Here is a 556-nt window from a genome sequence, read left to right as displayed (position 1 = left end):
AGCCTTGCTGCAGGGGCGGTTCTCTTTGTGGTGAGAAAAGTTGTGCTCAGGAAAAATTTGCGCAGGGAGTCCTGGATGCGAAATAGCTGTGGGCGAGAGATAAGCTTCCCCTGGCTGCGCAAGAAGAAAGTCTTTGGCTCATCATCGTGCTGTGATAGTTCTGTCATTGATGAAAAATGATGTGCGCTTTTTCTTTATGCCTGGTTTTGCCAAGCATCGCCCCTGCAGCTTTTGTTGTGGGGGCGTTTTTTGTGCGGTTTGAGGCACCTCGCATGGGTCTGTCAGCGTCGGAGTTCATCAGAGGGATGCTCATTTGCATCATGTCTGGGTTGGGAGTGGTGTCATTCAGGATGTTTTTTATGCGCAAGACTGGGTTTTTTTCCGTGCGCCGCCAGGTGAAGAAAAGGGTGCTAAAAACGAGCCTTGTTGCCAGAGATCGGCTGGCTGGAGTGCTCCAGGTGCCAGAATCAGGGGTGTGAAGGCGAAATCTGGCCTGATCTTCAAAAAGCCCTTGCCCTCACGGCGGTTCGTGCGTAAAGTACGCATCCGCTGCCGG

The 556-nt window shown here is 52.3% G+C and carries 2 protein-coding genes; one reads left to right on the top strand and one right to left on the bottom strand.

What is annotated here, in order from left to right:
- Positions 1 to 180 (top strand): hypothetical protein (locus QD208_RS17570; protein WP_279837682.1); only part of this gene is annotated, 180 nt, incomplete at its 5' end.
- A gap of 177 nt (positions 181 to 357) precedes the next feature.
- Here the strand turns inward: QD208_RS17570 and QD208_RS17565 are convergent.
- Positions 358 to 556: hypothetical protein (locus QD208_RS17565; RefSeq protein WP_279837681.1), on the bottom strand; the 199-nt coding region annotated here is incomplete at its 5' end.

This window comes from Cobetia sp. 29-18-1, from assembly GCF_029846405.1.
Classification (GTDB): domain Bacteria; phylum Pseudomonadota; class Gammaproteobacteria; order Pseudomonadales; family Halomonadaceae; genus Cobetia; species Cobetia amphilecti.
Note: the sequence above shows the minus strand (reverse complement) of the source record. Positions and strands in the feature narration are given on the sequence as shown.